The sequence below is a fragment of the Coleofasciculus sp. FACHB-1120 genome (assembly GCF_014698845.1).
In the GTDB taxonomy this organism is placed as follows: Bacteria; Cyanobacteriota; Cyanobacteriia; order Cyanobacteriales; family FACHB-T130; genus FACHB-T130.
The window spans coordinates 1-25,660 of sequence record NZ_JACJTV010000048.1 but is presented as its reverse complement, the minus strand read 5'-3'; the positions used below and the strand labels follow the sequence as shown (position 1 = coordinate 25,660).

At 48.4% G+C, this 25,660-nt stretch carries 15 protein-coding genes and 2 pseudogenes; 7 read left to right on the top strand and 10 right to left on the bottom strand.

Translation table 11 applies throughout. From position 1 onward, the window contains the following. From H6H02_RS24890 to H6H02_RS24880, 3 genes and pseudogenes are all read left to right on the top strand, one after another. Positions 1 to 107, top strand: a pseudogene (locus H6H02_RS24890) (photosystem II protein D2); the annotation flags it as partial. Positions 108 to 225: 118 nt separating this feature from the next. Beyond that, entirely contained in the window at positions 226 to 1,614 is a 1,389-nt protein-coding gene (psbC, locus tag H6H02_RS24885) for a photosystem II reaction center protein CP43 (RefSeq protein ID WP_190822859.1), read from the top strand. 169 nt (positions 1,615 to 1,783) lie between these two features. Further along, positions 1,784 to 3,826: an ankyrin repeat domain-containing protein gene (locus H6H02_RS24880; RefSeq protein ID WP_190822857.1), complete on the top strand. Its 2,043-nt coding sequence runs from the start codon at positions 1,784 to 1,786 to the stop codon at positions 3,824 to 3,826. Between the two features lie 128 nt (positions 3,827 to 3,954). On the opposite strand, the gene ftsH2 is transcribed toward H6H02_RS24880, so the two are convergent. Both ftsH2 and petH read right to left on the bottom strand, forming a co-directional pair. Beyond that, a complete protein-coding gene (ftsH2, locus tag H6H02_RS24875; protein ID WP_190822855.1) occupies positions 3,955 to 5,841 on the bottom strand; it encodes an ATP-dependent zinc metalloprotease FtsH2 in 1,887 nt (628 codons plus the stop codon). Between the two features lie 553 nt (positions 5,842 to 6,394). Next, positions 6,395 to 7,687 carry a ferredoxin--NADP reductase gene (gene petH, locus H6H02_RS24870; protein WP_190822853.1) on the bottom strand — a complete coding sequence of 431 codons (1,293 nt, stop codon included), beginning with the start codon at positions 7,685 to 7,687 and terminating at the stop codon, positions 6,395 to 6,397. Between the two features lie 553 nt (positions 7,688 to 8,240). On the opposite strand from petH, the gene H6H02_RS24865 reads away from it, so the two are divergent. Both H6H02_RS24865 and H6H02_RS24860 read left to right on the top strand, forming a co-directional pair. Further along, positions 8,241 to 9,248, top strand: a complete 1,008-nt coding sequence (locus H6H02_RS24865) for a phosphoribulokinase (RefSeq protein ID WP_190822851.1) — start codon at positions 8,241 to 8,243, stop codon at positions 9,246 to 9,248. 167 nt (positions 9,249 to 9,415) lie between these two features. Continuing rightward, entirely contained in the window at positions 9,416 to 9,742 is a 327-nt protein-coding gene (locus H6H02_RS24860; RefSeq protein WP_190822849.1) for a hypothetical protein, read from the top strand. Between the two features lie 295 nt (positions 9,743 to 10,037). On the opposite strand, the pseudogene H6H02_RS27990 reads toward H6H02_RS24860, so the two are convergent. Continuing rightward, positions 10,038 to 10,700, bottom strand: a pseudogene (locus tag H6H02_RS27990) (prolipoprotein diacylglyceryl transferase family protein); the annotation flags it as partial. Positions 10,701 to 11,098: 398 nt separating this feature from the next. On the opposite strand from H6H02_RS27990, the gene H6H02_RS24850 reads away from it, so the two are divergent. Then, a complete protein-coding gene (locus H6H02_RS24850) occupies positions 11,099 to 12,973 on the top strand; it encodes a PAS domain S-box protein (protein WP_190822847.1) in 1,875 nt (624 codons plus the stop codon). Positions 12,974 to 13,002: 29 nt separating this feature from the next. Here H6H02_RS24850 and H6H02_RS24845 read toward each other — a convergent pair whose 3' ends face one another. The 6 genes from H6H02_RS24845 to H6H02_RS24820 form a co-directional block, all read right to left on the bottom strand. Beyond that, a complete protein-coding gene (locus H6H02_RS24845; protein ID WP_190822861.1) occupies positions 13,003 to 13,350 on the bottom strand; it encodes a hypothetical protein in 348 nt (115 codons plus the stop codon). 194 nt (positions 13,351 to 13,544) lie between these two features. Further along, positions 13,545 to 14,522, bottom strand: a complete 978-nt coding sequence (gene secF / locus H6H02_RS24840) for a protein translocase subunit SecF (RefSeq protein ID WP_190822845.1) — start codon at positions 14,520 to 14,522, stop codon at positions 13,545 to 13,547. Next, a complete protein-coding gene (secD, locus tag H6H02_RS24835; protein ID WP_190822843.1) occupies positions 14,519 to 15,937 on the bottom strand; it encodes a protein translocase subunit SecD in 1,419 nt (472 codons plus the stop codon). Before secD ends, secF begins: the two co-directional genes overlap by 4 nt. 137 nt (positions 15,938 to 16,074) lie before the next feature. Beyond that, positions 16,075 to 17,058 carry an alpha-ketoacid dehydrogenase subunit beta gene (locus H6H02_RS24830; RefSeq protein WP_190822840.1) on the bottom strand — a complete coding sequence of 328 codons (984 nt, stop codon included), beginning with the start codon at positions 17,056 to 17,058 and terminating at the stop codon, positions 16,075 to 16,077. A 289-nt stretch (positions 17,059 to 17,347) separates the two neighbouring features. Further along, positions 17,348 to 17,692, bottom strand: coding sequence for a DUF4870 domain-containing protein (locus H6H02_RS24825; protein ID WP_190822838.1), 345 nt, complete (start codon positions 17,690 to 17,692; stop codon positions 17,348 to 17,350). A gap of 138 nt (positions 17,693 to 17,830) precedes the next feature. Continuing rightward, entirely contained in the window at positions 17,831 to 20,029 is a 2,199-nt protein-coding gene (locus tag H6H02_RS24820; RefSeq protein WP_190822836.1) for a PAS domain-containing protein, read from the bottom strand. Positions 20,030 to 20,769: 740 nt separating this feature from the next. Here H6H02_RS24820 and prfC point away from each other — a divergent pair. Continuing rightward, positions 20,770 to 22,419: a peptide chain release factor 3 gene (prfC, locus tag H6H02_RS24815; protein ID WP_190822834.1), complete on the top strand. Its 1,650-nt coding sequence runs from the start codon at positions 20,770 to 20,772 to the stop codon at positions 22,417 to 22,419. A 309-nt stretch (positions 22,420 to 22,728) separates the two neighbouring features. On the opposite strand, the gene H6H02_RS24810 is transcribed toward prfC, so the two are convergent. Beyond that, positions 22,729 to 25,660: hybrid sensor histidine kinase/response regulator (locus H6H02_RS24810; protein WP_190822832.1), on the bottom strand; the 2,932-nt coding region annotated here is incomplete at its 5' end.

Below are 25,660 nucleotides of genomic sequence, written 5' to 3'. Positions count from 1 at the left end.
ATATTCTGCTCAATGAGGGTATCCGGGCTTGGATGGCTCCTCAGGATCAGCCCCACGAGAACTTTATCTTCCCTGAAGAGGTTCTGCCTCGCGGTAACGCACTCTAAGAATTTTGGATTTTGGATTTTAGGTTTTGGATAATTATTAATCTAAAATCTAAAATTTAAAATCTAAAATCTTAAAGTCGGTACCTTGTTTGGTTAATGACAATAGAGGTTTTACCCCGTGCAAACGTCATTTAATAGTGGTTTCGTATCAGGTGCCGGACGCGACCAAGAGTCCTCCGGATTCGCCTGGTGGGCGGGTAACGCCCGTCTGATCAACGTATCTGGTAAGCTGCTGGGCGCTCACGTTGCCCACTCTGGTCTAATTGTCTTCTGGGCTGGAGCGATGACTTTGTTTGAAGTCGCTCACTTTGTGCCCGAAAAGCCGATGTACGAACAGGGATTAATCCTCCTGCCTCACCTCGCCTCTCAGGGCTGGGGTGTAGGTCCCGGTGGTGAAGTGATCGACACTTTCCCCTTCTTTGTCGTTGGTGTTTTGCACCTGATTTCCTCTGCCGTTCTGGGCTTAGGTGGAATTTACCACGCGATTCGTGGTCCGGAAACTCTGGAAGAGTATTCCGCCTTCTTTGGCTACGACTGGAAAGATAAGAACAAAATGACCACCATTATCGGGATTCACCTGATCCTCTTGGGAATCGGTGCCTTCCTGTTAGTGATTAAGGCAATGTTCTTTGGTGGTTTGTATGACACTTGGGCACCTGGTGGTGGTGATGTTCGCGTCATTACCAGTCCCACGCTCAATCCAGCAGTAATCTTTGGCTATCTGCTGAAGTCCCCCTTCGGTGGCGACGGCTGGATTGTTAGTGTTGATAACCTGGAAGATGTCGTCGGCGGTCACATCTGGGTTGGTCTGGTTTGCATTGCTGGTGGCATTTTCCACATTCTCACCAAGCCTTTTGCATGGGCACGTCGTGCATTAATCTGGTCTGGAGAAGCTTACCTCTCCTACAGCATCGGTGCTGTGTCCTTGATGGCTTTCATTGCCTCTTGCTTCGTCTGGTTTAACAACACTGTTTATCCCAGCGAATTCTACGGCCCCACAGGCCCCGAAGCTTCTCAAGCTCAAGCGATGACCTTTCTGATCCGCGACCAGCGCTTAGGTGCGAACGTCGGTTCTGCACAAGGTCCTACAGGCTTAGGTAAATATCTGATGCGCTCTCCTAGCGGCGAAATCATCTTCGGTGGTGAAACAATGCGCTTCTGGGATTTCCGTGGCCCTTGGCTAGAGCCGCTACGCGGTCCCAATGGTCTTGACCTGAACAAGATCAAGAACGACATTCAACCTTGGCAAGCTCGTCGCGCTGCTGAGTACATGACCCATGCTCCTCTGGGTTCTCTGAACTCTGTGGGTGGTGTTGCTACGGAGATCAACTCGTTTAACTACGTGTCTCCCCGTTCTTGGTTGGCTTGTTTCCACTTTGTCATGGGTTTCTTCTTCCTAGTTGGTCACTTGTGGCACGCCGGTCGCGCTCGCGCTGCTGCTGCTGGTTTCGAGAAAGGAATTGACCGTGAAACCGAGCCAGTGCTATCTATGCCTGACCTCGACTAATTAGTTTGAGTTTTGAATTAGAGACTTATAACTGATAAATGATAAGGCTCCTGTTTTCCAACAGGAGCCTTTTTGTTGTTGGTGAAATCACGGTGGATGCTGCCTCAAATCAGGGCTACGCTATCGGCATCAATGCCCCCGCCGTGCAATATTGGAGTGCAGAAAGCTTATGAATGCTGAAAACAAAATCGAAAGATTATTCAAGGCAATTCAGTCATCTGATGTCGAGCAAGTCCGTCAGCTTTTGGACTCTGGGGTGGATGCTAACCGCAAGAATTATTCCAGGGGTCAGCATCCACTGGTGTTAGCTTCTAGCATCGGAAATCTAGACATTGTGGAGGCATTGCTGGCGGCAGGGGCAGATGTCAATGCTAAATCTGGAATAGCTAAAAGTCTCAAGTTTAACCCGACTATTTCTGTGTCATCCGTACCGGGCAATGCCAGTCTAGGCGAGATGATAAGCGAAGCGCTTGAAGATGCTCCCGATCAAGCAAAAGGCTTTTTTGCAGGCTTTACGCAGTTCGTTGATGCTTTCTCAGATGAAAACAGCATCAGTAGTGCGGGTACCAATGAGCAGCAAAACTCCTCCCAAGATGAAGGTGTAGAGTTTGACGAAGAGGAAAATTTTGATGAGGAGGAAGAAAAGACGGCATTGATAGTAGCGATCGCTTCCGGTCATGTCGAGGTTGTAAAAACTTTGCTCAACGCTGGTGCTGCTGTCAATCCAGAAACATGGGATGACCCCGTTCCCCTCGTTGTTGCTGCTGAGCGCGGACAGCTTGAAATTGTCCGCGCTCTCATTGCTGCTGGTGCTGAAGTCAATAAATTTGACATTGGCAATTATGACTCTACACCTCTAGGTATGGCAGTTGAGCATGGACAAGTAGAGATTGTCCGCGCTCTTCTTGAGGCAGGCGCTAACCCTCTAGGAGGAGATAGTAGCTGCTCTTCTCTGGCATTAGCTGCGGAAGATGGAGATATAGAAATCATGCAGCTTCTGCTGAAGACTGGCGTAGATATCAACTCCCCCAAAGGTAGTTACACAGCTTTAATGGGAGCGGCTAACAACGGTCAATTTAAGATGGTGCAAATGCTGGTAGAAGCAGGAGCTGATGTTAATGCTTGGTATGAAGAGTCTAATACTCCTTTGTGCTACGCAGCTTATCGCGGGCATCGTGAAATTTACGATTATCTGTATCCTTTGGTTTCTGAAGATATCCGGAAGTACGGGGAGAGAGAAATTGACAAGGGCGTGAAGAGAAAGGAGCGGTTACAGAAGAAGGATGTCGAAGAGTTCATTAATGCGGCAATGTTTGGGAAAATCGAAGCGGTAAAAGCAGCCATTGAGAAGGGGATAGAGATCGATGCTATTGGCTCTAATGGTCAAACTGCCCTAATGTATGCGGCTAATTACGTTCATATTCCGGTAGTTCAAATTCTAATTGATGCAGGTGCTGAGTTAGATATTTTGAGCGAAGAAGATGGACTCGGTGAGGGGAAAACCGCTTTGATGCACGTCGCTGAAAGCTTTTTTGCAACAGGAAAACGTGCTGAGGTGGTCAAAATGTTAGTGGAAGCGGGGGCGAACATCAATCTTAAAGGTAAGGATGGTCGTACCGCCCTGATGTGGGCTGCACTCCCTGGTTACGCGGATGCAACACAGGCTTTGATAGAAGCAGGTGCAGACCTTGATGCCAGAGATGATGAGGGCAATACAGCAATGATGTTGGCAGAAGCTAGGAGACATCCTAAAATTGTTCGCCTGCTTAAACAAGCTGGTGCTTTAGAAGAGGGAATGAATGAAATTGCCTTAATTCAAGCAGTTGATGACGGAAACGTAGAACAGGTTAGAGCGTTAATTCAGGTTGGCGCGAACGTCAATCACAGAATCATTGACAGCACCGCTTTATGTAATGCAGCAGCACAAGGACACTATGAAATCGTGAGGATGCTGATTGAAGCGGGTGCAGACGTAAACCAAAGAATCATTGAAGGATATTTTAATCCGTTACTTTATGCTGCCTATGAGGGATACCTTGATATTGTTCGTGCCCTTGTAGAAGCGGGTGCAGATGTGAATGCGGAAGGTTTCTGTAATCCTCTTGAATATGCTGAATTGGGCATTATGGAGGGACATCACAAAGGTGGACAACACGCCGAGGTAATTGAGTTGCTCAAGCAAGCGGGTGCTACCAAGTCGCAAAATTTTTAATGGGAAGATATCGCGCGATCGCTTCCCCCATCCCTGGCTAGCACAAATGAAAAAAACGGGGATGAGCCACCTCATCCCCATATCCTAAAGAGTTATGAATTAATTCAACACTCAAAACTCAAAACGATTTACAAACTCGGCACAAATTGCTCTTTTTCAGGTACATCTGTGTACTCAGCAACAATTTGGCGGAACTCTTCACCGTCAATAGTTTCCTTCTCAATCAGCAAGTCTACGAGTCGATCAATGACTTCCCGGTTTTCGAGCATGATCTTGCAGGCATCTTTGTAGCATTTAGCGACAATTGACCGCACTTGGACATCAATCTGGGAAGCAATTTCCTCAGAATATTCGCTACGGCTCGTCCAATCGCGTCCCAAGAACACTTCACCACTCTGGCTTTCTAAGGACAGCGGGCCGAGGGTAGACATTCCGAACCGCGTAACCATCTGCCGTGCCAACCCTGTTACCTGTTGCAAGTCTCCGCCAGCACCCGTAGTAATCTCGGAATCGCCAAAGATGACTTCCTCAGCCGCACGTCCGCCTAAAGCGCCCGTAATGCGTGCTAATAGCTGGGATCTGGAGATTAAGCCTTGATCTTCATTAGGAGTGAACCAGGTTAAGCCACGCGCTTGACCTCGTGGCACGAGGGTGACTTTTTGTACTGGGTCGTGGTCGGTCACTAGGGTACCGACGATCGCGTGTCCTACTTCGTGGTAAGCAATCAGTCGCTTGCTCTTGCTGTCCACCAGCGGCGTGCCTTCCATCCCCGCTACCACCCGGTCAACAGCGTCGTTAATTTCCATCATCGTGATGGCTTCTTTGCGACGACGAGCGGTCAAAATAGCCGCTTCGTTGAGCAGGTTCGCTAAGTCAGCACCTGTAAAGCCTGGGGTGCGTCGAGCGATCGCTTCTAAGGAAACTTCGGGAGCAATTTTTTTGTTCCGTCCGTGGACTTCTAAAACGGCAAGGCGTCCCTTCAAATCCGGTGCATCCACCATCACTTGTCGGTCAAAACGTCCCGGACGCAACAGCGCCGAATCCAGAACATCGGGACGGTTGGTCGCGGCAATGATAATAATCCCGGTATTGCCTTCAAACCCGTCCATTTCTGTCAGCAACTGGTTGAGGGTTTGTTCCCTTTCGTCGTTCCCACCGCCGATGCCTGCGCCCCGTTGCCGTCCCACTGCGTCGATTTCATCGATGAAGATTAAGCAGGGAGCGTTTTCTTTGGCTTTTTTGAATAAGTCGCGGACGCGGGATGCACCAACGCCGACGAACATTTCCACAAATTCCGAGCCAGAGATGCTGAAGAAAGGAACCCCGGCTTCCCCGGCGATCGCTTTGGCAAGTAATGTTTTCCCAGTTCCGGGAGGTCCGACTAACAGGACGCCTTTGGGAATTTTCGCACCCACGGCGGTGAATTTCTCTGGTAGTTTGAGGAAGGTGACGACTTCTTCGAGTTCTTCTTTGGCTTCTTCAATCCCGGCAACGTCGTCAAACTTGACGCCGGTTTTGGCTTCCATCTGAAATCTAGCTTTTGATTTGCCAAAGTTCATGGCTTGCCCCGGACCCCCAGGAATGTTGCTAGAGCGACGGAACAGGAAGAACAGCCCAGCAATCAACAAAATTGGAAAAATTAAATTCCCCAAAAATCCCCAGATAGCTCCATCGTTGCGAGCAGGATGGGTATCAAAGCTGATATTCGCGTTTCTCAGCTTCGCAATCAATTCTGGGGCAGTGGTTGGTAAATCTACCCGCAGCCGTTGGATGCGGTTATCCAGATCCGGATCGACAGCTTCGACAATTGCTGTCCGACCCCCATCATAGAGGTCAACACTGGTAACTCTTTGGGCATCTAAGTATTCCAAAAAGCGCCCATAGGTCATGCGGGTACTAGCAGTGTTTTTGCCCAGGTCGGTGGGAGCAGCAGCAAATGCCCCTTGCCAGAGGAAAAACCCAATGACTAAGGCGGGTAATGTCCAAAGTACTAATATTCTCCAGGAAAATTTCATAAATCGGTTGTCTCTAGATACGGCTAATAGAAGCAGATTCAGCGCAGATAAAGCGTTATGACAAACAAGGGATGAGAGCTGATAGAAGGAACTGAAACATTCCTTTTTTACCTAATTGATCAAAACTTTAGGCAGGAAATCCCAGCGAAAAGCTGGATTTGCTACCGACAGGACATTTAGGCTTGTCCCTATATGGCGAACATTGGCACCTTAAACGTGAACTTAATTAAATTTAACTTAATTCTCATCATTGGATCAACTGACTGTTTTGCATATACCTTTTGATGCTTTTTGTCAATCAAAAAATAATCAGCGAAGATATTCATCTGTGCTAATTTATGCGCACGCCTGAATATCTTGCAATCAATCAGGAAAATATCCTTCCTCCAAAGGATTGACGCGCCTGCTTCCCAGTTGAAATTCTGGTAAGGCAGACGCGCCAGTTGGCTCGAAGCGATCGCTATCAAGCTGAGAAACCCAGTTTCTTAAAGAAACTGGGTTTTTATTAGAGTCAAGGAGAGACGGCTAGGCAGGACTCCCAGCCAATACGCCCCTAGTAGGTTTCTACGTGCCAGCGACCAGCCTTCTTGATAGTTCTTTGGTACTCGCTCCAAGTCACCCCATCCTTGGCAGCAGCAGCAGAGAGCGCTTCATCAATTCCCCCTTCCATACCCTTCAATCCGCAGATGTAGGTGTGGGTATTCTCTTGCTGAATCATTTTCCAGAGTTCGTCGGCGTGTTCAGCCACCCGATCCTGAATGTACATTCTGCCGCCTTCGGGGTTTTTCTGTTCCCGGCTGATGGCATAGGTGAGGCGGAAGTTGTCAGGGTACTGCTGTTGCAGTTCTTCAAGTTCTTCCTTGTACAGGATGTTGGGGCTGGTGGGAATCCCGAAAATGAGCCAAGCCAAACCCTTGAATTCGTAGTCGGTGTTAACTGCTCTTTCATTTTCCTTGAACATCCGCCACAGGTAAGCGCGGAATGGCGCAATACCCGTTCCGGTTGCCAACATGATCACGTTGACATTCGGATCTTCTGGTAACAACATTTCTTTACCAGTTGGCCCGGTAATTTTCACATCGTCCCCAGCCTGGAGATTGCACAGATGGGTGGAGCAAACACCATAGACCATTTCACCTGTTTCTGGATGCTTGTACTCTAGCTGCCGGACACACAGTGATACAGTCTTGTCATCAACTCCGTCACCATGACGAGTCGATGCAATTGAGTACAGTCTAAGTTTGTGGGGTTTGCCCTTGTTGTCATTTCCCGGCGGGATGATGCCAATACTTTGACCTTCTAGATAGCGCAGATCCCCTTGGGAGATGTCAAAGCACAGGTGACGAACGGTGCCGATCCCACCCTCACCCACTAACTCTTCATTACTCAGACACTTACCAATAAAGGGATTATTCGGGCGGTAGATATTAACGGGAATATCTTTTTCCGTTTTTTCCTTCGCTTGAGTCATAGGCTTACTCTCTTTTGGTGCTTGAGTGTCCTGTGCGACGGTTTGTGAAGTGGCAGGAGCATTCGTCGCTTTTGCACCGGACGTAACGCTTGCCGCAGCAGGGGCGCTGGGGGAGCTACCCTTAGAGCCATTCGCTCCGTTTTCAGCACCCAGAGGGTGGATGCTGACAATTTTGCCGCCTAAACGAGCGATCCGTTGCATTTCTTGATTCATGCGATTGTAGGGCACTGTGATAAACACGCTACCACTACGACGAATCGGGTAGTTTACGTTGTCAGTTGCTTCGTTCTGACGCAGACCCACCACTTCATAAACAAAGACGCGGCTACCAGATTCTGTATTGGCAGTACCGTTGGCTGCTGTGGAATTGTACATTGCTCTTAAATATCTCCGAACCCACCTTCTGTTAACATTCTGCTACAAAGCGGTCTTTCCACCACATATCGCTCTGCTAACCGAGGGCAGGTAAAAGAGGGCAATGACCGAATCTGGATAGTGAACGTTGCCAAGGTTAGGGAGATTCTTCGTAGCCGGATGGCTACCCGAGAAACCCTGCGCTAGCTTTTTTTAGGGTAGCCAGCAATTTATTTAAATAATGTCTCCATTGAGTCAATTTAATTTTTCCTTTCTAAAAATGCACGGGAAACCGTAGCATAAATACTGAGCGAGATGATTCCACTGGGGTTAGCTTGTAGCGTCTATCCCGTTCTGGTAAGATACTGTGTAACATCTAGTATTAAATACTTACTGGACGAAGCTTGAGTCTTCCCCAACGGGCCTTACTCCAGGTTGCTGTAAGCTCCGACTGGTTATGCCTTCTTGCTGTGTCGCAAGAGCTGCAAGAGTAACCAACGGGGTGCCCTCTGGGCTGAGGATTTAGATTGCTTAAAACTCAATGAGAAAAAATTTTTTGCGTTAGAGGGAAGCTATGACCAGTCAGCTGGATCGTGTGGTTCTAATTGGTGTTGCCGGAGACTCCGGATGCGGTAAATCTACATTTTTGCGCCGATTAACAGATTTGTTTGGGGAAGATTTCGTCACGGTGATTTGCCTGGACGATTACCACAGCCTGGATCGGAAACAGCGCAAAGAAACTGGAATTACGGCGCTGAACCCCAAGGCGAATAACTTCGATCTGATGTCCGAGCAGATCAAAGCGCTCAAGAACGGCCAGTCCATTGAAAAGCCAATTTACAACCACGAAACCGGCGAGATCGATCCTCCAGAGCGAGTCGATCCTAACCATATTATTGTGATTGAGGGGCTTCATCCTTTGTATGATGAGCGAGTGCGATCGCTCCTCGACTTCAGCGTTTATCTCGACATCAGCGATGACGTTAAGATTGCCTGGAAGATTCAGCGGGATATGGCTGAGCGCGGGCACCGTTACGAAGACGTACTCGCTGCCATTAATGCTCGCCGCCCAGATTTTACCGCCTACATCGAGCCGCAGAAGGAACACGCTGACGTTGTGATCCAGGTGTTGCCGACTCAATTAGTCAAGGAAGAGAAGATAGGTCAAATCCTGCGAGTGCGCTTGCTTCAGCGTGATGGTGTCGAAGGCTTTGAACCAGCTTATTTATTTGATGAAGGGTCTACGATTGATTGGAGACCCTGCGGTCGCAAGCTTACCTGCGGCTATCCTGGCATCAAGATGTACTATGGCCCAGACTCTTACTATGGTCACGAAGTATCCGTTCTAGAAGTCGATGGTCAGTTCGACAAGCTAGAGGAAGTCATCTATATCGAAAGCCACCTCAGCAAAACTGCGGCTAAGTACCACGGGGAACTGACCGAACTCTTGCTCAAGCACCGGGAATATCCAGGCTCCAATAACGGAACTGGCTTGTTCCAAGTATTAGTCGGTCTGAAGATGCGGGCAACCTACGAACGGTTAACAGCTGGAAAGAGCCAGCCCGTGGCAGCGAAAGTGTAACCTGACCCTTAAGGGTAGGGGCGCACGCTCGTGAGTCCCTACTATTGGGTTTAAAGCTTTCTAAAGTGAATTGCTTACGCGAGAGACTGACAAAAGGCTCTCGCATTTTATTTTAGGTATCTAGGTTTTAATAGAGATATAAATTTGGGATTGGGTTGGGTAGAAATATGAGAGTGTGGGTTGCCAGTTTTTTGCTGCTGTTTGGCTTCGCAGAAATCTATCAGTGGCTGAAACAGTTCACGCTGCCGTTGCCGGTGTATATTCTGGGAGGTGCGTTTTTAGCGATCGCATCTAACTACGACAAACTATCTAGTTTTCCTTTCTTGCGAAGCCACGAAGACGAACCCTCGTCGATTAAAGACCAGACGTCGCCAGCCATGCGTTCTGTTTCTAGCCAATCTCCATCGAACCTCACGCCTCAATCGCCTCGTCCCATTTCTTTCAAAATTGAAAAGAAGACGAAAAAAGCCGCCAATAGCAGCCGCTCAATATAGTGCCGCTGGGTCAGGGAATTGTAATATTTACCGGCTTACGGAAAGGATTAAGAGCCAGCAACTACCGTTGAGTAAAGCAGTGAGAACTGCTCCAATAAGCACTCCTTTCATCAATGCCCATCTTTGTTGCCGTCTTAGCCAAAAAATAATTGGGATTACATACAGAAGTTGAGATAATCCAATAGAAAAAATTAGTATGGTTCCAATTTGAGCAATCCTATAAATAGACAATAAATTTACGATTATAAACGATAAAAATTCTAAGATAACCAAAGCTAAAATATGTATTCCTAATAGTAAGCCCGTAGAGGGAATGAAAATCCGGCTTAATGAAATCAATGAGCAGGCAAAAGCTTAAATAAGAAACCATGTAAAACTTAAATAATTCGCCTTCTTGCCGATGGTAACGGCTGCGAATTTGTAAAAATATCATTAAAGTTAGTAAAAAAATAACTTCATATAATTGGGTCGGATGCCGGGGAATGCCATCACCAAAATCTACTCCCCAAGGTAAATGAGTGGCGATGCCGTAAGTGCGGTCGCTTAATCCTGTCAAAAAGCAGCCAATCCGTCCCACCGCCGTTCCCACAATCAAGGGATAAACAAAAACATCGCCGGTAGATCGATTGACACCAATCATTTTCTTGGTAATTTCTACACCAATCAATCCACCGAGTAGCGCCCCTACGACCGTTTTTCCTTGAAAGATAACTAAAAAGAATAGTTGCTAATCATTCCTAATTAAATCGATGTGCTGTAGTAAAACCAGCGTTTTTGCACCAACTAGCGCCCCAACCAATCCGCCGACAATTACCGAACTGCGCTGCGTGGGTGCGATCGCGTCTTTGCGAGCAGTTTTGATTAATAAACGGAAAGCGATCGCATAGGCCAACGACTCAAACAAAATATGAGGGTGAATCCACACCAAACCCAGCCACAAATAAACCGGGAAACTCATTATTTATCTCTCCGCTTGTGGATAGTGCCTCCCCATGCCTGGAAATATACCCTAAAAACCCTGCTTGCCTGGAGTTAGCCGAGAGGTCGCTTGAAGGGTAGCATACCCCCCTAGGCTTGTGGTCGCGATATCTCCGAGAGCCTCCTCAATGGAGTTGGCGATTCTCTGCGAAATGATTCAGAATTCCTTACCAGCGATATATAGCAAGGCATTGTACATCCAAAATCAAAATCTTCCGTATAAAAAATGTTAATAACTGTCAAGTAATAAATAAAAAACTATATGATGTGTAGACATGCATCGCCAAATTTGAGCATTAATCAGGACTAGAGTCTCCGTTAACATCAGGGAAAGCATAAAGGAGATGACTTGAGCGAACTAGGTAGGTGAAGTAAAAAATGGCAATCCAAGCGGCAGAATCCCCAATTACCGAGAGCAGCAGAGTGGAAGCTGAGAACAATCATTTCTTTACACTCTCGCTGGATATGTTTTTCATCGCTGGTTTTGACGGGTATTTCAAGCGGCTAAACCCGATGTGCGAAAAAACGCTCTTATTCACATCTGAGGAATTTCTAGCCAAGCCGTGGATTTCATTTATTCATCCCAAAGACCGGGAATCTACCCTGGCTCAATTGCAGGAACTGTCTAGTACCAAGGAGACCGTTACTTTTGAAAACCGCTTCCGCTGCAAAGACGGCACCTACAAATGGCTACTGTGGAATGCCGCCTTGTGCCCAGAAGAGCAATTGATTTACGCCGCTGCCCGTGACATTACCGAGCGCAAACAGGCAGAAGAAGAGCTGCGGCAAAGCGAAGAGCGTTTCCGCTTGTTAATCAAAAATGTCAAAGACTATGCAATTTATATGCTCGATACCAGCGGGCAAGTTGTTAGTTGGAACAAAGGGGCGGAAAGGCTCAACGGGCATCAGGCAGAGGAAATTATCGGTCAGCATTTTTCCTGCTTTTTTCCCCGCAGAGAGATTAGAAGTGGTGAGCCAGAGAAAGTCCTCAAAAAGGCAGCATTAGAAGGTCGGTGTGAATGGGAATCTTTACGCTTGCGCCAAGACGGGTCGCAGTTTTGGGCAAATGTTGTCGTGACTGCTTTACGAGGCGACGATGGACGGCTGCGCGGCTTTGCCACAGTGACGCGGGATATTACCGAACGCAAGCGATCGCAAGCAGCACTGGAACAAGCAAATGATGACTTAGAAAGACGAGTCGAGGAACGCACCGCTGAGCTAAAAGCCGCCAATGAGCTTCTCAAGACGGAAGTTGCTGAACGCGAACAGGCGGAAGAAGCCTTGCGACAATCAGAAGCGCGATTGCGAGAAAAAGCAGCAAAGCTAAAACAAGCCTTAAGCGAATTAAAACAAACCCAAACCCAGCTGATTCAGAGCGCAAAAATGTCCAGTCTGGGACAGTTGGTTGCGGGTATTGCCCACGAAATTAACAATCCCGTCAGTTTCATCTACGGGAATCTCGACTACGCCATTCACTATATTCAAAGCTTGATCGAGTTGTTGCAACTTTATGCCAAACACTCCCCCGAACCCCCTGAGGAAATCCAGGATCTGATTGAAGAAATCGACCTCGATTTCGTGATTGCAGATATGCCGAAACTGCTGTCCTCAATGAAGCTAGGGGCTGACCGCATTCGGCAAATTGTCGCCTCTCTGCGGAACTTCTCGCGCCATGACCAAGCAGAAAAGAAGTCTGTCAATATTCACGAAGGCATTGACAACACTCTGAGATTGCTGCAAGACCGCTTAAAAGCTACCGCTACCCATCCAGTAATCGAGGTCGTTAAAGAATATGGCGACCTACCATTGGTGGAGTGCTATGCCGGTCAGTTCAACCAGGTATTAATGAATATCCTCAATAATGCGATTGATGCCCTGGAGGAGGCAGAGGGGCCCAGAAGCAAAGGGGCACAGGAGATGCTATCTCCTTGGCTCTCTGACTCCCCGGCTCCCCGGTCTTGGATTCGGATTTATACCGAGGTCAAAGACTCCGATCGCATCGCCATCCGGATTGCTGATAATGGCCCTGGGATGAACGAGGAAGTCCGTCGTAAGTTATTTGACCCCTTCTTTACCACGAAACCAATAGGCTCAGGTACGGGACTCGGCTTGTCCATCAGCTACCAGATTGTCGTCGAAAAGCACGGGGGTCAATTGACTTGTGTTTCCGAACCGGGAAAGGGGGCAGAGTTTTTAATTGAAATTCCGATTCGGCAGGCTCGTTCCGAACCAGCTCTGTCTCGGTGCGCCTGAGAAACAATGAAAAATTAGAAATTAAAATTTTAATTGATTTGACAAACCCACTTCCAAAGTGGGTGACTCTGCCCTTGCTGGCGAATCCGATATACCTGTTGCTCTAAGCGATGTCGTTCTCGACTAGGTATTCCTAGTAGAATATTGCGACTTTGCCACACCAATACAGAAGCTGTCATGCCAATGCACAAAGCAAGTCCCAGTGCTGGCAGTGGATTGTAATAAAGACCATATCGCACTGCCGCCCAGGTAAAGTATTCCTTCAACAGAGAAATTGGGTAGCGCAAACCCCAGAGACTCAAGGGGCCAATGGTAATCCAAAGCAACCCGGCGACCAACCACCTACCGTAGACAGTCAGCCGGTGTAACCTTTGCACTTGCTGTTGGAAGCTTGGGTCATCGGTAGGGGTAAGAGGGTTGCGGGTGAGAGGTTCAGAGGGGCATAAGGGTAGAGGAGAAGTTGAATCTAAATTATCCTGTCCTTCCCCGCTCTCCGGCTCTCCGGCTCCTCTGCTCCCTTGCTCCCAGCGATCGTCTCTTGCCTGATTCATTGCCTCTTGCCTTATGCCCTTCAGATTTCATCAGAAGCTTTGGGTTCTGTTGCCGCAGTAGCGATCGCTTGACCCGTCCGTTCTCTCCACCAAGCTAAAAGGGTGCTCGCAATGAAGATACTGGAATAAGCACCAGCGGCAAACCCAACAATCAGCGCTAAGGCAAAGTTTTTCAGCGTTTCTCCACCAAAGAAAAAGATGGAAAACAAAGTCAGCAACACTGTAAAGGTGGTATTAATCGAGCGAGTCAGGGTTTGATTAACCGCGTCTTCGACAATCTGGTTAATATGCTCTCCAGGATTTAGTTTAATGACTTCCCGAACCCGGTCGTAGATTACCACCGTATCGTTGACCGAGAAACCGATGATCGTCAAGATAGCGACGACAAATAAGCTATCGACTTCAGTACCCAATACCAAGCTCAAGATGGCGAAAAACCCTAGGGTGATCAAAACATCGTGGAGCAAGGCAACAAAGGCGAACAAGGAGTAGTCGAACTGGAAGCGGAAGGTCAGGTAAACAAAAATACCCACAAAGGAGAGCAATATCGCCAGTAAACCAGAGGCAAACAACTGGCGTCCGAGGGTCGGACCCACCGTGTCTATCTGAGTCTTTTGGGGATCGAAGGCTCTGAGTTGGCTTAAGGCATTTTGCAGCTTGGTGCGTTGGTCAACATTCAACGCTTTGGTGCGAATAGACACTCCCGGCTGAGTTTGCCCTTGAGAGTTCCTGGTTAACGCTTGGATGCTACTGTCACCCAAACCTTGAGCTGCGATCGCTTCCCGAACCGTCGAGATATCAATGGGTCGATCGCAGTTGTTTGGTTTAGAACAGTCGAGTTCAAACTGCAACCGCGTACCGCCGACAAAATCCAGACTGGGACGTAACGGCGCACCGATCTGCGTCCAGTTGATTACCATCGCAATCAGTCCGCTCAGGATCAGGATGGCAGAAATCGTCCACCAGAGCGATCGCCGTTTGATGAGATTTAGTTTCATGACCCTACCCCTGGCTCAGACTTTCTTGACGCTGGCAAATTTGGACAAAACCATTGTGGCTTGCGTAATTCTGGAAAGCTGATGGCTGTCATGAGCAGGGTGCGACTACAGGTAATCGCTGTAAACATACTCACTAAGACTCCGATTGCTAGCGTCAGAGCAAACCCTTTGACCAAACCCGAACCCAGCCAAAACATAAACCCACAAGCAATTAACGTGGTGACGTTACCGTCCAAAATGCTGGAAAATGCCCGATAAAAACCAGATTCTACCGAGCGATATAAACTCTTCCCGGCTCTTAATTCTTCCCGCGTCCGCTCAAAAATCAGTACATTGGCATCGACTGCCATCCCGATACTGAGAATAAAACCAGCAATCCCAGGGAGAGTCAAAGTAACGCCGAGTAATACAAAGGCAGATAAGCACAATAGCGAATAAATGACTAACGCTATTCCAGCAATTCCCCCCGGTAAGCGGTAATAGACACCGATGAAGATCAATACCAAAATCAGACCACCGATAGAGGCGTAGATACTGCTTTGGATACTATCTCGACCTAGGGTTGCGCCCACGGTACGGTTCTCGATGATTTCCACTGGGTAGGGTAGGGCACCGCCTCGTAGCTGGACGACTAGCTCGTTGGCTTCTTCTAAGCTAAAGTTGCCTGTAATCTCGGCACCGCCGCCGCTGATGCCTTCTTGGGCATACTTCACTTCAACGGTAGCGGCGCTGAGCAGTTCTTCATCTAAGAAGATTCCCAAAGTGCGTCCCGTCCCAGCGATATTTTTGGTCAACTGGGCAAAGCGTGCGCCTCCTTCAGGATCAAAGGAAATGTTGACACTCCAGTTGTCGCTCGTCTGAAAAGGTCGAGCAGTGGCTCCTGTGAGGTTTTTCCCTGTAAGTGGGGGGTTGGTGCGCTCAAACAAAGCTGCGATCGCTTGGTTACTCCGCTGGAGAGCTTCCTGATTTTTCGCGATCGCGGCTTCATCTTTCGTCTTTCTCAACTCCTCCTGCTTGGCTTTTAATTCCCGTCGCAGCTGTTGTTCAATTTGCAACTGGGTTTCCGAACCCGGCTTTTGTTCGCGAAAATCCAATTGAGCGGTGCCACCTAGCACCCGTTCCGCTTGCTCTGGGTCGCTCACCCCCGGCAGCTGCACCAAAATCTGGTCTTGTCCAACCGTTTGCACGATGGCTTCAGACACCCCAAGACCGTTAATCCGGTTCTCTACGACTTTCTGAACTGCTTCTAAATCTTCTCGTGTGATTTCTTTGCCTTCAGTGGGTTTCACCTGAAGCGTCAGTTGCGATCCCCCTTGAAGGTCTAATCCCAGCCGAATTGGAATCCTGGCAAGCACGGTGATAGAAGCAATCACCAGAACCAGAATTAAGGCTAATAAAGAACGCTGTCTCTGCATACCACGACCCGCTCAAACAAATGCTATGATAATCCCTTTTGGGCTGGTCGATCCGGATTGATTGTCAGCGGGCATTAGTCATTAGTCATTCGTCATGAGTAATTGACTCAGACTAGGGACTAAGGACTAATGGATGATTACACTTGGAGTGCCATCATCTTTTGCACAGCTTCCACAATTTGCTCTGGTTGAACAATCGTCAACCGCTCCAGAGTTCCGTTATAAGGAGTGGGGATATCCTGGGAAGATAGCCGCAGGACGGGCGCATCTAGCTCATCAAATAGCCGATCGTTAATTGAAGCTGTCAATTCTGCCGCAATTCCGCCGGTTTTCATGCATTCTTCTACGATAATCACCCGGTGGGTTTTCCGGACGGAAGCGCCGATGGTATCGAAATCCAGCGGCTTGAGGGAAATTAGGTCAATCACTTCCGGATCGAAACCTTCTTTTTCCATCTGTTTTGCCGCTTGCATGACATGGTGACGCATCCGCGAATAAGTCAGGATCGTGACATCTTTGCCTTGCCGCACGACTTCTGCCTTATCTAAGGGCAGCACATATTCTTCCTCTGGTAAATCTTCTTTCAAGTTGTAGAGGAGAACGTGTTCAAAGAATAAAACTGGATTATCATCGCGGATGGCAGCCTTTAACAATCCTTTGGCGTTGTAAGGTGTGGAGCAAGCGACAATTTTTAAACCCGGTACTGCTTGAAAATAAGCTTCTAGGCGCTGAGAGTGTTCGGCACCCAATTGACGACCGACGCCACCGGGTCCCCGAATCACCATCGGAATTTTGAAGTTGCCGCCGGAGGTATAGCGCAGCATTCCAGCGTTGTTAGAAATTTGGTTGAAGGCAAGAAGCAAAAAGCCCATGTTCATGCCTTCAATAATCGGTCTGAGACCTGTCATTGCAGCACCTACTGCCATGCCGGTGAAGCTGTTTTCGGCAATGGGGGTGTCGAGTACGCGCAAGTCACCATACTTTTTGTACAGCTCTCTGGTGACTTTGTATGAGCCGCCATAGTGACCGACATCTTCACCAAGGACAAATACGGCTGAGTCGCGGGCCATTTCTTCGTCTATGGCTGCGCGGAGGGCGTTGAAGAATAAAGTTTCTGCCATCGGTACAGTAGAGAGGAGTTTGATCGGGTCAGATTAGGATTTTAACCTCTTGAGGCTCTAGAATTTTGCTAGCGATCGCACATCGCTCTGGATTGGTGAACCGGAAGCGATCGCACTTTGTTCCTTGTCAAATCAATCGCGATATTGACAAATATTTAAAAATATGGATAAACCCGTTTTCTTTGAGAAGACGGGTTTTTATTGGGGAATTCTATGATTAATCAACCCACATCCATACATCTGTAGGGGCATGGCAATCAAAAAAGCCCCTACCAAACTTTTGCCTTTTTTAAAGCAGGCGAAAGGTGAAGGGATAGCGGTAGGGTTGATCGGGATTACCCAAACAGTGAGTAATTGCCAGAATCGTTAGTGCCCAATGAACGATAAACCCGATAGGTCCGAGGATAAAGCCCAATAAACCAAGAGTGATAAAAGTTAAGAAGGCAATAATCGCTCCATAGAACCAAACATTGAAGTGAAAGTTGATTGCTTCTTTGGCATTGTCTTTCACAACTGGATCATCGGATACAAATAACATCGCGATGGGTATCCCGATAGATACCAGTGTCGTGCTAAAAAAGATCGAGCCATGAGATAGTACCGACAACAACTTTCGCTTGTCCATGTCGTACATCTAAACCCCCTAATGCTTCTGTTGCGTTGCCTCTAGTCAAGACTGTAACACGCGATCGCTGGGGGTGAGCCGCACGCTAGCGAACGGCTTTCCGTACCCGAAAGGAACAAAAGCTTCTGGTACTAAAGGAGGCAGAAGTTATCCCGAAACAGCGGCAGAATTTCCGTCACTGACCGCAGCCGTTTGCTGATGTTGCTGCCGAATTGGAATCGCGATCGCGAACTCCGCCCCCTGTCTCGGTGCGGAAATGCATTTCAAGCTGCCGCCGTGTTTTTCGACCACAATCTGATAACTGATAGATAACCCCAAACCTGTGCCGCTGCCAACAGGTTTAGTTGTAAAGAAGGGGTCAAAAAGCTTTTGGTGTACCTCCTCCGTCATCCCGAGACCATTATCAGAAATCCGAACCACGACCTGATGATTGTCTTGAACTTCAGTGCGAATCCGAATCCAAGGCAGGGGTGCTGGGGAACAAAGCTGCTGGCGAGAGTGTACCAAATTCTCCTCTGCACTTCTGCGTCTGTGCGTCTCTGCCTCTTCTAGGGCATCAATTGCATTGGTGATGATATTTATAAATACTTGATTCAGTTGCCTCGCATGACACTCAATGGGGGGCAGATTGCCATACTCTTTAATAATTTCAATCGCTGGGCGTCCCAGTTTCCCTTTCAGCCGGTTTTGCAAGATCAGCAGCGTACTGTCAATGCCTTCGTGGAGATCAACCGCCTTCACCTCCGCCTCATCCAAGCGCGAGAAGTTTCGTAACGATAAGACAATTTGGCGGATGCGGTTCGTCCCTACCTTCATTGAGGACAGCATTTTGGGTAAGTCTTCCTGGAGAAAATCCAAGTCAAGGTTCTCCACGACTGCTGCAATTTCGGGAACAGGTTGAGAATAGTGTTGCTGATACAGGTGAAGTAGGTGCAGGAGTTCTTCGCTGTATTGGCAAGTGTGAATCAAATTACCGTAGATAAAGTTAATGGGATTATTAATTTCGTGAGCAACACCGGCAACCAATTGACCCAAGCTAGACATTTTTTCGCTTTGAATCAATTGAGATTGGGTTTGTTTCAACTTACATAAGGTTTTTTCTAGATGAAGGGTCTGTTCTCTTAATTGCGCTTCCGATTTTTGTAAAGCGATTTCTGCCTGCTTGCGATCGCTAATATCGCGTACTATTACCAAAGCTTCTGATTCTAAGCTACGCGCATACCGAGCCTCATAATCGTGCTGGTTGCCGTCTAGGGAAGTCATTTGATACTCGTAGAGCTGTGTTTCACCGGAAGCGATCGCTTTGGATACGTTGTACATGGTAGCTTCAGCCAACTCGGCAGGTAACACCTCCCACACGCTTTTCCCCAAAAAGTGACTGGGAGGCATCGCTAGAGCATCTTCTCTAGGCGATTGAAAGTCCATAAAAATCCCATCACTGCCAATCCGAAACAACATATCCGGAAGCGCTTGGATGAAGGCGCGATTTTTTGCTTCGCTTTCCCGCAATGCGGTCTCTATTTGCTTGTGTTCAGTGATATCGCTTGCCACGACTACGATCCCTTTACGGGTGCCATCTGGGTTAAATAGGGGCACCTTAGCAACATCAAACTTCTTCGTTGAACCATCAGGTAATAAAAGCTCTTCTTCGTGATGGCTAATGGTTTCTGCACGCCACGCTCTTTCATCGGATTCTTGACAACCAAAAAGAGCTTCCTGATAAAATTCTGTATATTCTTCTAGTTCTGCGTCTGTCTTACCCTGATAATCGACGCCTTCAAGCTGAAAAAGCTTCAGTCCTTCTTGATTCGAGATCAGCCAGCGTCCTTCACCGTCTTTCATATTCACCACGTCCGGAACTGCATCAATCAGGGTATTCAGCCAGTATTCTTGACTTCGCAGCTGCGCCTCTATCTGCTGACGTTCTTCAATTTCTGATTTCAGTCGGCGGTTGGCTTCCTCGATCTGAGCGGGACTGGGCAGTGCTAGGATGTTAGGAATCAATGACACCAATACGATACCTGTCGCCACAGAAACCACAGCTGCTACAGCTTTCACCAACCCTGACAGCCAATACATCGGGTGCCATAGAGTCCAGATTTCCAAAACATGACTCGTCCCACAAGCGATGATGAAGCTGCCAAATAACAGAAATACCCAATCAAAGGGCAAATCGCCTCGCTTGCGGACAATGTAAACCAACAGCAGCGGAATTGAATAATAAGCCAGGGCGATTAAACTATCTGACAGAATATGCAGCCAAACCAGCCCTGTTTTCCACAGGTAGCAGTGTCCGTGCGGGATAAATTGTCCAGAATTAAAAAGATTGTGCAAGAGTGATGCCATAAAGTCTCCTTGGTGTTGTTACTTTTAGCTAGATATCGGTCGCTGGTGGGAGTTGGCACAGGTAGGTCTACAGCGGAGAAATTGCAGTTTTCTAACGTTGCAAAAAAACGGTCGGTTCTTGGCGTAAAACTTCAAAAAATCTGGCTTTGCTTTACCGCTTTGGATTTTTATTCGTCAGAAGTGGGTAATTTTTCAGAGAAGGCGAGTGTTAATGTATATATCCGCTTAAAATTAAATAAGTAGATGGGCATAAATAAAGTGCAACCTTAAATGAACCTTCCTGACCTTCTGATATCTCCACAAGCCGGGGGAAGAAGGGTGAGAATTTTTGTTGACGGAAGAGAGAAACTTTTTCCTTCCCTTTTAGGAGCAAAAAGTCTAAACAGAGGGAACCTCCGTTAGCATTAGCTTCTGGCGGAGGGAGGAGCAGAGCTTTCCCACAGACAAGGCTAAGGATCAAGGTTTTCCGGTTAATTTGACCCATCTCCTTAGACAAAACTGCTAGCGAATTGCTGCTGGCATAAATGAATCTAAATTTTTGATGAAGGTGAGAGTTGTTAATCGGGAATGCTACTGAAAGAAGCGATCGCGCCCTACTCCAATCGGAACCTTAGAACGAATAAAAGTCGAAAGGCGATCTCCGGTTTGGGTTGTTCGGTCTGTTGTATACGGATACACTTCATCGTTTCACAATCTAACCTTTTATAATTTTTGTTGAAAGTACCGAACCAGGCATCCGAATGTTTACTGATTTCCAGTCCCCAGAAGCAAGCTTTCAATCTGAAATACAAACAGCGGTTGAGCGCAGGCGTAACTTTGCGATTATTTCTCACCCCGACGCCGGTAAAACGACGCTGACCGAAAAGCTGTTGCTGTACGGAGGTGCGATTCACGAAGCGGGGGCGGTGAAAGCGCGTCGGGCGCAAAAAAAGGCGACTTCTGATTGGATGGAGATGGAGCAACAGCGGGGAATTTCGATTACCTCGACGGTGTTGCAGTTTGCATATCACAACTGTCAGATTAATTTGCTGGATACTCCGGGACACCAAGATTTTAGTGAAGATACCTATCGGACACTGGCGGCGGCAGATAATGCGGTGATGCTGATTGACGCGGCGAAGGGTTTGGAACCGCAGACGCGGAAGCTATTTGAAGTGTGTCGGATGCGAAAAATCCCTATCTTCACCTTTGTAAATAAACTCGACCGTCCCGGACGAGAACCGTTGGAACTGCTGGATGAAATTGAGCAGGAATTGGGATTGCAAACCTATGCGGTCAACTGGCCAATTGGGATGGGCGATCGCTTCAAGGGCGTCTACGACCGACGGCAGCAGAAAATTCACCTATTTGAGCGCAGCGCACATGGCAAGCGTGAAGCCCTGGATACCGTTGTAGACGTGGGAGATCCCCGAATTGAAGAACTGCTAGAGCAAGAACTTTACTATCAGCTCAAAGAAGATTTAGAACTCCTGGAAGGCGTTGGCTCAGAACTGGATCTAGACCTCGTTCACAATGGCACCATGACACCCGTGTTCTTTGGTAGCGCCATGACCAACTTTGGGGTGGAGTTATTTTTGGATGCTTTTCTCGACTACGCCCTCAAACCCGGTTCAAGGCAAAGCAGCAATGGTGCAATTCCACCCACTTACCCAGAATTCACGGGTTTTGTCTTCAAGTTGCAAGCCAATATGGACCCAAAGCACCGCGACAGGATAGCGTTTGTGCGCGTCTGTACCGGCAAGTTTGAAAAAGACATGACGGTGAATCATGCCCGCACTGGCAAAACCGTTCGCTTGTCTCGTCCTCAGAAACTATTTGCCCAAGATAGAGAATCGATTGAAGAAGCGTATCCCGGCGATGTCATTGGATTGAACAATCCTGGCGTGTTTGCGATTGGCGATACGATTTATACGGGTCAGAAGCTGGAGTACGAAGGCATTCCCTGCTTTTCGCCAGAATTGTTTGCTTATCTAAAAAACCCCAACCCTTCTAAGTTCAAGCAATTCCACAAGGGTGTTTCGGAATTGAGGGAAGAAGGCGCAGTGCAAATTATGTACTCAGCGGATGAAGGCAAACGCGACCCCATTCTGGCAGCGGTGGGACAATTGCAATTTGAGGTAGTACAATTTCGCTTGCAGAATGAGTACGGCGTTGAAACCCACACCGAATTATTGCCTTATAGTGTGGCTCGCTGGGTAGCGGGGGGCTGGGAGGCGTTGCAAAAAGTGGGACGTCTTTTCAACACCGTAACGGTAAAGGATAGCTGGGGGCGTCCGGTGCTGTTGTTCCGAAATGAATGGAATTGTCAGCAGGTGCAAGCGGATCATCCAGAGTTGAAGTTAAATTCTGTAGCGCCCGTAGCGGCGGGGCAACAACCACTAGATTTGTGACACTCCCCGTCCTTTTATGAGCCAAAGGATGTCCTTCGAGAATTGGTTAGAGTGTTGAAGCAGAAAATGAAGAATCATCAGCCGTTCTTGTGATGACGGGGCTTTAGATCCAAGCTCTGGGTGAGAGTCAATCGTCCTTGGTTTGCTGACTCATGATTGATGCAACCTATCCCGTTTCAGATGGGTTGCACTGCCCCGCTTTTTTGATATCTGGTTTTGATATAGAAAAAGGTGGACACTTGCCCACCTTACCTATCTTTCATCTCCCATTTCCTATCTAGAAAGGGCGGGGTTTGCCCGCCCCTACTATTAGGCGTTCGTGTTAATCGTCAGCAGCACCTCACCTTTGATCATCCGTTGGGCGGCATCGAGGAGCGCTTCTTCTAAATAAGGCTTGGTAAAGTAGCCCTTCGCTCCCAACTGAGCTGCCATTTGCTGGTGCTTGCTAGCGCCGCGAGAAGTTAGCATTGCTACCGGCAGATGGTTAAGGCTGGGGTCTTTCTGAATCCGTGATAGCAACTCCAGACCGTCCATACGAGGCATTTCAATATCGCAGAAGACGATTTCGCAAGGCAGACCCGACCGAAGCTTATCCCAGGCCTCCTGACCGTCACGAGCTTGTTCCACTCGGTATCCTGCCTTGTTAAAGGTCATGGAGAGAAGTTCGCGCACCGTAATGGAGTCATCCACAATTAATACCATCGGATCGGTCTTCACCGCTGGAGCCTCAACAGGAAGGGAAAGACCCGTCTTATCCCACAGAGAAACGCCACGGTCTTTGCCAATCCGACCCGTCGCCAAGTCAATCAGCTCTAAAACGTCAGCAATGGGCATGATCCGACCATCTCCCAAGACAGTAGCGCCAGCGACGCCTAGGGGCTTGGGCACAGGGCCTTCCAGTTGCTTAATCACAATTTCCTGTTCGCCCAGCACCTGATCCACTTGGACGGCAATAAAGTTGCCAGCACTGCGTAGCACCACAACCGAAATCATGTCATCTTCCCGGTTGCCACCATAAACGGTGCCTCGACTGAGGTGACGCTGGTAGGTCAGCAATTCCGCTAAGGGTTGGAAAGGCATCAGGGAGTCGCGCCAAGAAATACAGGTCTTACCTTCCGAGTTCGTTTGAATGCGGTCTTGGGGTATATCCAACATATCTTCCACCCCATCCATCGGGAAGGCAATGCGAGCTTTGTCGCTCAGGCAACACAGTGCTTTGCAAATACTTAAGGTGAGGGGCAAACGAACGGTAAAGGTCGTTCCCTTACCCAGAGTGGAGTCTGTGGTAATCACACCGCGAATTTCGTTCAAACTGGTGCAAACCACGTCCATCCCGACGCCGCGACCTGAGAAGTCATCGGCTTTGTCTTTGGTACTAAAACCGGGATGGAAGAGCAGATCGTAGACGTCCAAACGGCTCATGGATCTGGCTTCAGATGCGGTAATCAGCCCTTTTTCGACTGCCTTTGCCTTTACCCGGTCTGAATCAATGCCTGCGCCATCATCCGAGACGGAGATGACAGTTTGGTTGCCTTGGTGGAAGGCTCGGATGGTAATCCGACCGATAGGAGGCTTTCCGGCAGCTTTACGGACTTCTGGGGTTTCAATGCCGTGAGTAATGGCATTGTTCACCAGGTGCGTCATTGGGTCGTAGAGGTGTTCCAGGATCACTTTATCGATCAAGGTTTCCCGACCCTCAATTTGTAGCTCGGCTTGTTTGCCGCACTTCAGAGAAATCTCGCGGACTGCACGGGGCAAGCGGTCGGCAGTTTGGGCAAAAGGCACCATGCGCGATCGCGTCAATCCCTCTTGCAACTGAGTCGTCACCTGCCGCAGCATCCGGGCGACTTGGTCAGTTTCATCAACTAGGAATTCAATGTCAGCCGCCGACTCTCGGACGCGGACAATTAGCTCAATGATTTCTTGGGAAAGGCTGTGGAAAGGCGTAAACAGATCGAGTTCCAATTCACCCAAACCAAAACGGCTGTTGGCGGGAGCCTGCTCCGCTGCCGACGTATGGTCAGGTCGGGCGTTGAACCGATTGCTTTGACGACTGGCAAGTAGAGAGCTTTCTAGGAGCGATCGCTCGTAGCGATCCTGCATTCTCGCACCCACATCGCTGAGTTGTTGTACCTGGTGCAGCAAGTTATCCAGGAATTGTCGCAGGCGTTCTTGATCCTGTTCCAACGTGTTCCGGTTCACCACTAATTCCCCCACCAGGTTGCTGAGGTTGTCTAGGTGCTTAACCGGCACGCGCATGGTCTGTTCAAATACTTTAACCGGGCGGGGACGATTAACCGGGCGAACTTGACCTGGGCTAGTTTTCATGGTGCGTGGCCCAATCGTCTCTTCAGCCTGTGTCAGCAGTTCCTCCAGATCCTGGAATCCATCGTCAAGGGCGTCTGCCGATGTCGTTTTTTCAGCCATCGGCTGCGTGGGAGAACGCTGTGATTGAGCGAATTGGGGAACCATCTGAGGTTCATCATCCTCCAGGAGAGCTTCCAAGTCAGCAAACTCATTCATGTCTGCTCCATCAAAAGCCGCCGAGACTGATTCCTCTTCACCCAGCAGTGCTTCCAACTCGTCAAACTCACCGTTGCTTGCCAAACCCGATGCCGGTTCCTCGAACACTTCCTCACCGAGCATTGCCTCTAATTCGCCAAACTCATCATTTTGCTCTAATGAGAAGGCTAAGTCTGGCTCTTGTGCCCCAAATGTCTCTATCAAAGACAACTCATCGGCAACAGCACTCTCTGAAGGATTTGCAATCTCTTGTTGTTCTGTCCCTAAATCCCAGAGATATTCAACTTCCTCTAACTTATCTGCCTCTGAGGCTTGGTTTTCGGAAGGAATTTCCGCAATCAACAGATCCTCTTCAAAAGCCAATGCATCCCCAAACTCTACTGGTTCCCCACTTAAGAGATCCTCTAGCTCGGAATCTGTTCCCACTGGCATCGCCGCCAAGTCGATTCCCCACTCCGCATTCTCCGTGTCGCTGCCAAATAAGTCGGAATCTGCTAATTCCAGCGTTTCTGGAGTAGATGCGGGTGCTTCTTCCCCAAACATCGCTTCCAGATTCTCTGTCTCCACTGGCATCGCGGTTAAGTCGATTCCCCACTCCGCATCGTCTGTGCCGCTGCTAAATAGGTCGGAATCTGCTAATTCCAGAACCTCTTCGGAATCTGCTAATGCCAGTGTTTCTGGAGTGGGTGATTCTTCTTCCCCAAACATCGCTTCCAGA

Coding starts and splice junctions, on each gene's coding strand:
- petH (WP_190822853.1), bottom strand. CDS start 7,687: ATGTACAATTCCACAGCAGCCAACGGTACTGCCAATACAGAATCTGGT.
- H6H02_RS24820 (WP_190822836.1), bottom strand. CDS start 20,029: ATGGCATCACTCTTGCACAATCTTTTTAATTCTGGACAATTTATCCCG.
- prfC (WP_190822834.1), top strand. CDS start 20,770: ATGTTTACTGATTTCCAGTCCCCAGAAGCAAGCTTTCAATCTGAAATA.
- H6H02_RS24880 (WP_190822857.1), top strand. CDS start 1,784: ATGAATGCTGAAAACAAAATCGAAAGATTATTCAAGGCAATTCAGTCA.
- secD (WP_190822843.1), bottom strand. CDS start 15,937: ATGCAGAGACAGCGTTCTTTATTAGCCTTAATTCTGGTTCTGGTGATT.
- ftsH2 (WP_190822855.1), bottom strand. CDS start 5,841: ATGAAATTTTCCTGGAGAATATTAGTACTTTGGACATTACCCGCCTTA.
- H6H02_RS24860 (WP_190822849.1), top strand. CDS start 9,416: ATGAGAGTGTGGGTTGCCAGTTTTTTGCTGCTGTTTGGCTTCGCAGAA.
- H6H02_RS24830 (WP_190822840.1), bottom strand. CDS start 17,058: ATGGCAGAAACTTTATTCTTCAACGCCCTCCGCGCAGCCATAGACGAA.
- secF (WP_190822845.1), bottom strand. CDS start 14,522: ATGAAACTAAATCTCATCAAACGGCGATCGCTCTGGTGGACGATTTCT.
- H6H02_RS24850 (WP_190822847.1), top strand. CDS start 11,099: ATGGCAATCCAAGCGGCAGAATCCCCAATTACCGAGAGCAGCAGAGTG.
- H6H02_RS24865 (WP_190822851.1), top strand. CDS start 8,241: ATGACCAGTCAGCTGGATCGTGTGGTTCTAATTGGTGTTGCCGGAGAC.
- H6H02_RS24825 (WP_190822838.1), bottom strand. CDS start 17,692: ATGTACGACATGGACAAGCGAAAGTTGTTGTCGGTACTATCTCATGGC.